This is a genomic window from Myxococcus sp. AM010, assembly GCF_013372585.1.
Classification (GTDB): domain Bacteria; phylum Myxococcota; class Myxococcia; order Myxococcales; family Myxococcaceae; genus Myxococcus; species Myxococcus vastator.
Map to the genome: position 1 here is coordinate 68,798 of NZ_JABXEO010000034.1, position 8,561 is coordinate 77,358.

The window sequence follows — 8,561 nt, forward strand, 5'->3', positions numbered from 1 at the left end:
GGCTACATCGACTTGGAGAGGACCAGCGGAATCTCCAGGTCCACGGCCTCACCAGCGAAGGCGGAGAAGACCATCCCCTTCGCGCGGTCTCGTATGCAGGCGCCCACGGGGCTGTTGCGGTTCAAGTCCTTGCGGTCGAGCGTGGCCGCCGTCACCGTGCCCGAGCTGCCCACGGTGGCCGTCAGCGTCACCTTCCCGCCCTTGAAGGACGGGTTTTTCCGCAGCTCGGCCTCCACGCAGTCCCTGAAGGCGGGCTGCGTCTTCGCCAGCACGCGCTCCACCTCTTCGTCGGACGGGCCGCCGACATCCTCGGTGTCGGCGGCGGCCACTTCCTCGCCGCTGCGCACCGCCGGGTCCACGTCCTGCTTGTCCGGGTCCACGTAGACGGCCTCCAAGGCCCCCTTGGACGGCGCCGCGGCGGCCTCCGCGTCCGCGACCGCGCCGGTGCCGGCGGGCGCGGCGGCCGGGCGCTTGCCCTCGGCGGGCGGCTTGGGAGGCGCGGGGGGCGGCGGCGGCGCACGGCCCAGCAGCTTGTCGCGCAGCGCGCCCACGCCTTCCGCCGAGAAGACGGGCTGCTCCACCGCGTTGCCGCTGGCGTCCACCGTCTGCACGCGCAGCGGCACCACGCCCAGCGTCTCCGACAGGACATACGCCAAGCCCAGCGGGACGATGAGCAGCAGCAACGCGAAGACGGCGTACTTCCAGGCGGGGTTGCGGCGGGTGACGCCCGACTTCTTGGCGAAGTGACGCGTGTCCTGAACGGCCTTGCCGTCGTCCTCGTCGCCGCCCAGCGCGGCCCGCGGGTCGTCGGGGTACTGCGCGTCGTCGTCCTGGGGCTCCTCGTCGTCACCGCCGTCGCGGTTGCCCGGCAGGTCCAGGTCGGAGAACAGGGCGTCGTCCAGCGGCGCGGCGTTGGCGGCCTGGGGCTGCTGCGCGCGGCGGGTCACCTGGGCCTGCGGCTGGGCCTGCGGCTGGGCGCGCGGCAGGGGGTCGCCGAAGTAGGTGTTGTCCGGCGCTTCGTCGTCCTCGTCCGGCCAGGGCTGCTCGGGCTCGGCGTGCCGCGGCTCGGGCTCGGGCTCCGCCAGGGAGCGCTCCTGGGCGCGGATGCGTTCCACGTCCGCGAGGGACACCACGCGGGTGTTCTCCTCCTCGGCGGGCCCTTCGACGGTGATGACGTTCTGGCAGTTCTTGCAGCGGACCTTGACCGTCTTGCCGCGGACCTTTTCGTCCGCAATGGAATACCGCTTCTGGCAATTGTCGCAGGTAAAGTTCAAGAGGGGCGTCCAGCTTCCGGGGGAAAACGCGGTCGCGATGCTACCGCTAGAATTCTCCGGCGCAAACCACAGGTTGACTCTGTCTTGCGGCCCAACTATTGAGCCGCCCTCCCCCCTGTCTTCTCTCGCCTTTTACACAAGGTGGCGAATGCCGGCGAAGGACCTCGGAACAAAACACGTCTGCTACAAGTGTCAGACGAAGTTCTACGACATGAAGAAGCCGGACCCGATCTGCCCGAAGTGTGGTGCGGATCAACGGGAAAGCCCGGCACTCAAGCCCCAACCCGAGGGAAGGCGTAGCCGTCTGGCAGCCGCCCCGAAGGTCATCGAGCCCATTGAGCCGGAGGAGCCCGCCGGTCGCAATGAGGAGGACGAGGAGGAAGGACTCGACTCCTTCGATGATGACGAAGCAGCGGGAAGCGAATCCGAAGAGGACGAAGTCTAGGTCCGCGAGAAACGAGGGGCTCCACGGCGCAAGCCGGGAGCCCCTTCGCTTTTCAGGCCGTGGCGCTCGCGCCCGGACAACCTGGCTTCAGTTGGACGAGACGGGCGTCAGCTCCAGCAGCGCGCGGCGGAGCTGCTCGTACAGGGTTGGCCCCATCTCCTGCATGCCGATGGGCCGGACCGCCGCCTTGCGGGGCGCTTCCAGGCCGCGCGTGCCGTTGCTCGGGAGTGCTTGCTTCTTTGCCTGCTGCATGACTCTGCCCCCTCTTCTCGGACGTGACTTCTGCCGTCCGCATAACAATTCTTCTACTGGAACGGAAACCCCAATCGATTCGCGGCTTCTCAACCTTTTAGACGGCGAGCGCCGGAATCCTTCATGGATACGGACCGGCGGGCTACTGCAGGTCGGCCACCGGCCACTCCGCGTCCACCTGGACGCGCTCGCCAGCGCGAACCGTCACGGTGCGGGCTTGTTCCGGGAGCCGCTCGTGCCAGAGGACCACGGTGTGGGTGCCCTCGGGGACCTCCAGTTGGAAGCGCCCGTCCTCGCCGCTGGTCGCGAAGTACCCGTGGTTGAAGGTGCGCACGCGCGCGCGCATCCACGGGTGGATGTCACAGTGGATGGGGACCTCGCCCGGCTCGGCGGGCAGCTGCCGCTTCACCGTCATGCCCTCCAGCGGCATGGCCACGTTGAAGAAGGCGCGGTTCGTTCCGGAGGCGGCGCGGACGTTGTGGACCAGCGGGTCCGAGTTGCGGATGACCAGGGTGCTGCCAGCACGAGCGGCCAGCACGGGCGGGTCATAGATGCACTGCTTCTGGTCCAGCACGGCCTCCGGCGCGGCGCGCTTGGGTACGGGCAGCGCGTGGCCTTCCTTCAAGGAGACCACGGTGTGGGCCAACGCGCCCTCACTGCCTACCCTGAGCGTGCGCTCCTCCGTCTCCTCGCCGCACACGGAGACGACGGTGCCCGTGGTGGGCTGCCGGGCGGGCGCCGGGGGCGAGCCGGTGAGTCGGACGCGCCCCTCGATGACGCCCCACTTCGTGTTCGTGGCGGCGGGCGCGGCCGGCGCGGTGGTGGTGGGCGGCGGGGACGCGGGCTCCTTGCAGGCAGGAGCGAGCGCGCAGAGAACGATGACGAAGGATGGACGAAGCACGCGCTCCGGTCTAACGGGTGCGTGAAGCTGTTTCAAATGCGGCATGGCAGCGAGGGCCACGAGGGATGACTCATGGCCTATTTGGACGTTGGACCCTCATCATCCTTGTTGGTACAAGAGCTCGGCCGTTGCCGTACACGGTGCGGCCCTGTGGGAGGCAGCAACTTTGCGGGAGAAATTGAAAGCGCTGGCGGAGCTGCAGAACGTGGACCTCGAGGTCGCCTCGCTCCGGAAGGCCGCGGACGTTCACCCCCGTCAGATTGCCGAGTTGGAGCGGGAATTGGGTGTGGCCCGCAGCGCCATCGAGGCGGAACGGGCGCGCGTCTCCGACATGGAGAAGCAGAAGGCCCAGCTCGAACAGAACATCACGGACGAGAAGGACAAGGTGAAGAAGTGGGAGACGCGGCTCAGCGAGCAGCGCTCCACCCGCGAGTACTCCGCCCTGGCCCGTGAAATCGACATCGCCAAGAAGGCCAATCTGACGATGGCGGAGGAGCTGGCGGAGCTGACGAAGCAGCTCGGCGGCGCCCGCGAGGCCATCAAGGGCAAGGAGGCGGACTTCGCGACGAAGCAGCAGGGCCTGTCCGGCCGGATGACGGAGCTGCGCGGCAAGCTGGGCGAGGCCGAGTCGCTGGTGAAGGGGCTGGAAGGCCGCCGGGCCGAAGTGGCCTCGGCCGTGGATGCCACCCTGCTGCGCCGCTACGAGGTGGTGCGCAAGAAGAAGCTGCCCGCCATGGTCGGCGTGGTGGCCGGCACCTGCCAGGGCTGCAACATGAACGTGCCCCCGCAGCTCTACAACCAGCTTCGCACCGGGCTGGGCATGGACGTCTGTCCTTCTTGCAACCGCATCATCTACGCGGTGGAAGCGCTGCAGGAAACCCCGGCGGCGGCGAAGTAGCGGCGCGGCTTCGTGGACATGCCCGCGCCGTCCATCATCGACATCCTCCGCCACATCGCGCGTGAGGAGCCGCTGCAAGGGACGGTGCGAGAGTTCCGGGGCCTCACCCGGGAGCACCTCGGGCAGCTCATCGAGGAGGCCGCGCAGCGGCTCGGCGGGATGCCGCCGGCCTCCGCCGCGACGACGAAGGGCACGCAGGAGCCGGCTGGGGCCATGAGCTCGCCGGTGGACGCGGCGCCCACCGCTGAGTCGCATCCGCGGCTGCGCGTCTACTCAGACGGCGCGGCCCGGGGCAATCCGGGCCCTGCGGGCGCGGGCGCGGTGCTGATGGACCCCGCGGGCAACGTGGTGGCCCGGCTGGGGCGGTTCCTGGGACATCAGACGAACAACAGCGCGGAGTACATGGGCCTGCTGCTGGGCCTGAAGCACGCGCAGTCCCTGGGCGCGCGCGAGCTGGACGTCTACGCGGACAGCGAGCTGCTGATTCGTCAGCTCGGCGGGCGCTACCAGGTGAAGAGCCCGACGCTGAAGCCGCTGTACGAAGAGGCGCGGAAGCTGCTCAAGGGTTTCACCAAGGTGAAGCTGCACCACGTCCCCCGCGCGCAGAACGCCGAGGCGGATGAGATGAGCAACCGCGCGATTGATGAGCGGCTGTAGACCTTCCAGGGACGACATCAGTCGAAAGGCGTGGGCGTCAGTCCCACGCAATCTGGTCGAAGGCGGCGCGCAGCTTCGCGCCTCGGGCCGGGTGCAGGTGTGCGACCCAAGCGACGCGGCCCAGCAGGTGCGCGCGGAAGTCGGGATGGTCCTCGGAATTCTGACTCGCGGGGCCTCGCGTGCGGCACAGGTGGAGAATGGCCTTCAGTCGCTCGTAGTCCGCGCGGCGGACGGAAGGATGCGCATTCACCACCACGCCCGCGAGCCGCTGCTGGGCGCTCCGGCGCATCACCCGCGTCTTCCCTGCGCGCGGCGTGAAGCCCTCATCGCGGAGAATCTGGCTCACGTACCGCAGCAACTTGTGCGTGCGCCGGGCCAAGGCGTCACCACCCGAGAACGCCAGGTCATCCGCGTAGCGCGTGTACCGCGCGCCCATCGCAGCAGCGAGCGCCGACAGTCGGACATCGAGCCGGTACGCCGCGAGGTTGGCCAGCGCGGGCGACGTGGGCGCCCCCTGTGGCAGGTGACGCGATTCGAGCCTCCGCGCCAGACGCCAGCGCGCGCTCGCCTCGGCGAGTGAATCCGGCCGCCTCGCCTGCGACACCACCTCGCCAGGTGTGCGGTTCGTGCAGAGTCCCGCGAGCGCACGCACCACGCCGTCCGGACACCCCGCCGTGCGGAACACCGCCCAGATGCGCGCGGGCCGCACCGAGAAGAAGAAGTCCTCCAGGTCCACCCGCACCACCACGGCCTGCCGTACGTGGGGCTCCGCGAAGCTGCGGACGCTCCGACCCGAGACGAACCCATGCGCGGCGTCATGCGGCGGGATGTGGTCCAGGATGCCGTGGAGCACCTTGCGCTGTACCAGCGACAGGTCCAATCCCGGCCGCTCCAGCAGCCGCTCACCACCGCTGCGCTTCGGAATCCAGGTGTACCGGTAGCGCCGCCACCGTCCTGGCGTGGACGAGTGCTCGATGCCCGGCACATCCGCCAGCCAGTCCAACTGCGCCACTGTCACGCCCAGCCACGCCGCGAGGTCGGCCTGGGTCGGCAGCGCTGGCACGGGCCACGGCTGCCGCGCCATCCGCGGCTCGGAGGAAATCCAGCGCACGATGCGCGCACGCGCCGACGGGTCCGTGAAGCCCCGCATGAACGCGGGACGCGAAGCCAACAAGTCCCCGAGCAACTCCATCCGCGCATGCGGCGGACGCGGGAAGAAGCTCATCGCGCTGCGCGCCAGGGACGACACCCACGGTGCTCGTCCTCCGACGACCTCCGTGCCCCTTTCAACGAGCCCCTTGAGCGTCCAGGGCCCCGCGAGGAACGCGGACGCGAGCGCCTGAGCCACGACGCGCCGCTCGCTCATCTTCCACACTCACGCCATGCGGCGGCGTGGCCCCACCTGTCGTGTCTTGCGTGGCCCGGACCGCGGCTTGCCGCGGAGGCGGCCGCGCGTGACGGTGTGCTCCTGATGAGTTGTCCCCGGGGGTACCCCGGAGAGGCAGCGGACCGCAGCATCACGGACCGGCTACCCGCTGGGTCTCCAAGCCGCCGCATGGCTCGCCGACGGTACACGTCGCCCTCTCAAAAGGAAACGCCGCGCGCGCACGCCCCTTGTGCCGTAGGCGAACGGTGATTGAGTTGCGCCCGTGACGGCTTCCACCGAGACACAGCGGGCTATTCAAGCAGTCTGGCGAATCGAGTCAGCCCGCCTCATCGCGGGGCTCGCGCGGATGGTGCGCGACGTCGGCCGCGCGGAGGAGCTCGCCCAGGACGCGCTCGTCGCCGCGCTCGAGAAGTGGCCGGAGTCGGGCGTCCCGGACAACCCGGGCGCGTGGCTCATGGCCACCGCCAAGCGCCGCGCCATCGACGAGCTCCGCAGAGGCAAGCTCCTCGAGCGCAAACACGAGGAGCTCGGTCATGAACTGGAGTCACTGCAAGGCACGGCCGCGCCGGACCTGGACGCCGCGCTCGACGACGTCGTGGGCGATGACCTGCTGCGGCTGATGTTCATCTCCTGCCACCCGGTGCTCTCCAAGGAGACGCGGGTGGCGCTCACGCTCCGGCTGCTCGGAGGCCTGACGACCGAGGAGATTGCCCGCGCCTTCCTCGTCCCCGTCCCCACCGTGGCCCAGCGCATCGTCCGCGCCAAGCGCACGCTCGCGGAGGCACGCGTCCCCTTCGAGGTCCCCGAAGGCGACGCGCTGGCCGCCCGCATGTCGACCGTGCTGGAGGTCATCTACCTCGTCTTCAACGAAGGCTACTCGGCGACGGCCGGCGACGACTGGATGCGGCCCGCGCTCTGCGAGGACGCCCTGCGCCTGGGCCGCATCCTGGCGGGGCTCGCGCCGAAGGAGCCGGAGGTCCATGGCCTCGTCGCGCTGATGGAGCTTCAGTCGTCACGCGCGCGGGCCCGCGTGGGGCCCAAGGGAGCGCCCGTGCTCCTGCTGGAGCAGAACCGAGGGCTCTGGGACCAGCTCCTCATCCGCCGGGGCCTCGCGGCGCTCGAACGCGCCGAGGCGCTGGGAGGCGCCGAAGGCCCGTATGCGCTCCAGGCCGCCCTCGCCGCGTGCCACGCCCGGGCGCGCACGGCCGAGGCCACGGACTGGTCACGCATCGCCGCGCTCTACGACACGCTGGCCCAGGTCGTCCCCTCCCCTGTCGTGGAGCTCAATCGCGCGGTCGCCCATTCCATGGCGTTCGGCCCGGAGGCGGGCCTGCGCCTCGTGGACGCGCTGACCTCGGAGCCCTCGCTCCAGGGCTACCACCTGCTGCCCAGCGTCCGGGGAGACCTGCTCGGCAAGCTGGGCCGGCTCGACGAGGCCCGCGCGGAGTTCGAGCAGGCCGCCGCCCTCACCGCGAACACGCGGGAGCGCGCGCTGCTCCTCGAACGGGCCGCCGCGTGCTCGCGAGGGACGGGGCGGCGTTCCTGACGGACGATGGACGGCGCCCCTCGCCCGGAGTGGACCGCCCCTGCCCGGCTGTTGTAAGCGCTAGGTGCCGGAGCGGCCCGGGTGAACGCCGGCCACCGCAGTCATGGGTGGCGGGAGGAAAGTCCGAGCTCCAGAGGGCAGGGTGCTGGCTAACGGCCAGTCGAGGCGACTCGCAGGAAAGTGCCACAGAAAACAGACCGCCCGTTCCGCAAGGGGCGGGTAAGGGTGAAACGGTGCGGTAAGAGCGCACCGCGTCCGGGGTGACTCGGATGGCACGGTAAACCCCACCTGGAGCAAGAGCCAATAGGAGCGCGTCCTCGCCGTCCGGAGGACAGGGATGGCCCGTCCCATGCGTTCGGGTTGCTCGCTGATGAGGCCCCTGGGCAACCAGGGCCCTAGATGAATGTTCACCGCCCATCCCGAAAGGGGTGGGGACAGAACTCGGCTTACACGGCCGCTCCGGCGTTTTCCCCTGCCCGCTCAGGCGCGACTCAGCGCGCCACGGGCACCTGGCCCAGCAGGACGCGGTCCTTGCCGTCGTTGCGCACGGCGTTCGGGTTGAGGATGCGCAGCCGGGAGTCCGTGCGCGGCTCCCAGAACCCCAGCCAGATGTTCAACGCGCGGGCCGTCGAGCCGGGCGGCACATAGACGGGGAACTCGTCCTTCACCGTCTCGCCGGGCTTCCACTGCGACGTGGGCAGCAGGCCGCCCGCGGGCTTGTGGTCCACGTTGATGCGCTCGGCGCGGCCGTCCGCGTCCTCCACGTGGACGAAGATGAGGTAGTCGTCGTCCATGGGCTGGAGCACCTTGAAGTAGAGCGCCACCTTCGCCTGGTCTCCGGCCTTCAGCCGGCCGGGCTCCACCGTGGCCCCCACCAGCTCCACCTTGCCGCCCAGGTTGGCGCCGCTCTTCACGGACAGGGGCGGCACCTGGGTGACGGTGGCCGCGCGCCGCTCCTGCGCGCTGGCGCCGCCGGGCGCCTCCACGATGCAGGCGCTGCCGAGCAGCAGAAGCGACGGGAGCAGGACACAGGAGGGCTGGAGACGCATCACGACGGGGTTCTACCCGGCCACGGGCGCTGCATCCACCGGCGCGTTGGTGTATGCGAACCCGCGCACATGAAGACGCCCAACGCCCTCGACGCCCTGACCGCGCAGGTGCCGCCCGCCCCGCCTCCCGCTCCCACCCCGGGCGGGGGTTC

Annotated in this window: 9 protein-coding genes and 1 other RNA gene; 5 read left to right on the forward strand and 5 right to left on the reverse strand. The window is 70.2% G+C overall.

Annotated elements, in window-relative coordinates:
* Positions 1 to 2: 2 nt before the first annotated feature.
* Positions 3 to 1,274 (reverse strand): AgmX/PglI C-terminal domain-containing protein, encoded by a 1,272-nt coding sequence (locus HV826_RS17535; RefSeq protein ID WP_176418173.1) that lies wholly within the window; start codon positions 1,272 to 1,274, stop codon positions 3 to 5.
* A gap of 148 nt (positions 1,275 to 1,422) precedes the next feature.
* Here HV826_RS17535 and HV826_RS17540 point away from each other — a divergent pair, with 148 nt between their 5' ends.
* Complete coding sequence (locus HV826_RS17540) at positions 1,423 to 1,719, forward strand: TIGR02300 family protein (RefSeq protein ID WP_163787487.1); 297 nt, start codon at positions 1,423 to 1,425, stop codon at positions 1,717 to 1,719.
* An 87-nt stretch (positions 1,720 to 1,806) separates the two neighbouring features.
* On the opposite strand, the gene HV826_RS17545 is transcribed toward HV826_RS17540, so the two are convergent.
* Both HV826_RS17545 and HV826_RS17550 read right to left on the reverse strand, forming a co-directional pair.
* Positions 1,807 to 1,971 carry a hypothetical protein gene (locus tag HV826_RS17545; RefSeq protein ID WP_176418174.1) on the reverse strand — a complete coding sequence of 55 codons (165 nt, stop codon included), beginning with the start codon at positions 1,969 to 1,971 and terminating at the stop codon, positions 1,807 to 1,809.
* A 142-nt stretch (positions 1,972 to 2,113) separates the two neighbouring features.
* Positions 2,114 to 2,872, reverse strand: a complete 759-nt coding sequence (locus HV826_RS17550; RefSeq protein WP_407938408.1) for a hypothetical protein — start codon at positions 2,870 to 2,872, stop codon at positions 2,114 to 2,116.
* Between the two features lie 166 nt (positions 2,873 to 3,038).
* Here HV826_RS17550 and HV826_RS17555 point away from each other — a divergent pair, with 166 nt between their 5' ends.
* Positions 3,039 to 3,770, forward strand: a complete 732-nt coding sequence (locus HV826_RS17555; RefSeq protein ID WP_176418176.1) for a zinc ribbon domain-containing protein — start codon at positions 3,039 to 3,041, stop codon at positions 3,768 to 3,770.
* Positions 3,771 to 3,788: 18 nt separating this feature from the next.
* On the forward strand, positions 3,789 to 4,427 hold the full coding sequence (locus HV826_RS17560) for a ribonuclease HI family protein (protein ID WP_176418177.1): 639 nt from the start codon (positions 3,789 to 3,791) through the stop codon (positions 4,425 to 4,427).
* Between the two features lie 37 nt (positions 4,428 to 4,464).
* On the opposite strand, the gene HV826_RS17565 is transcribed toward HV826_RS17560, so the two are convergent.
* A complete protein-coding gene (locus HV826_RS17565) occupies positions 4,465 to 5,793 on the reverse strand; it encodes a reverse transcriptase family protein (RefSeq protein WP_176418178.1) in 1,329 nt (442 codons plus the stop codon).
* Positions 5,794 to 6,076: 283 nt separating this feature from the next.
* Here HV826_RS17565 and HV826_RS17570 point away from each other — a divergent pair, with 283 nt between their 5' ends.
* Both HV826_RS17570 and rnpB read left to right on the forward strand, forming a co-directional pair.
* Positions 6,077 to 7,360, forward strand: a complete 1,284-nt coding sequence (locus tag HV826_RS17570) for an RNA polymerase sigma factor (RefSeq protein WP_176418179.1) — start codon at positions 6,077 to 6,079, stop codon at positions 7,358 to 7,360.
* Between the two features lie 69 nt (positions 7,361 to 7,429).
* Positions 7,430 to 7,825, forward strand: an RNA gene (gene rnpB / locus HV826_RS17575) — RNase P RNA component class A.
* 26 nt (positions 7,826 to 7,851) lie between these two features.
* On the opposite strand, the gene HV826_RS17580 is transcribed toward rnpB, so the two are convergent.
* A complete protein-coding gene (locus tag HV826_RS17580; RefSeq protein WP_407938409.1) occupies positions 7,852 to 8,412 on the reverse strand; it encodes a hypothetical protein in 561 nt (186 codons plus the stop codon).
* Between the last annotated feature and the right edge of the window lie 149 nt (positions 8,413 to 8,561).

Excerpts from the sequence above, each read along its gene's own strand:
- HV826_RS17540 (WP_163787487.1), top strand. The coding sequence starts at position 1,423 with ATGCCGGCGAAGGACCTCGGAACAAAACACGTCTGCTACAAGTGTCAG.
- HV826_RS17545 (WP_176418174.1), bottom strand. The coding sequence starts at position 1,971 with ATGCAGCAGGCAAAGAAGCAAGCACTCCCGAGCAACGGCACGCGCGGC.
- HV826_RS17560 (WP_176418177.1), top strand. The coding sequence starts at position 3,789 with ATGCCCGCGCCGTCCATCATCGACATCCTCCGCCACATCGCGCGTGAG.
- HV826_RS17565 (WP_176418178.1), bottom strand. The coding sequence starts at position 5,793 with ATGAGCGAGCGGCGCGTCGTGGCTCAGGCGCTCGCGTCCGCGTTCCTC.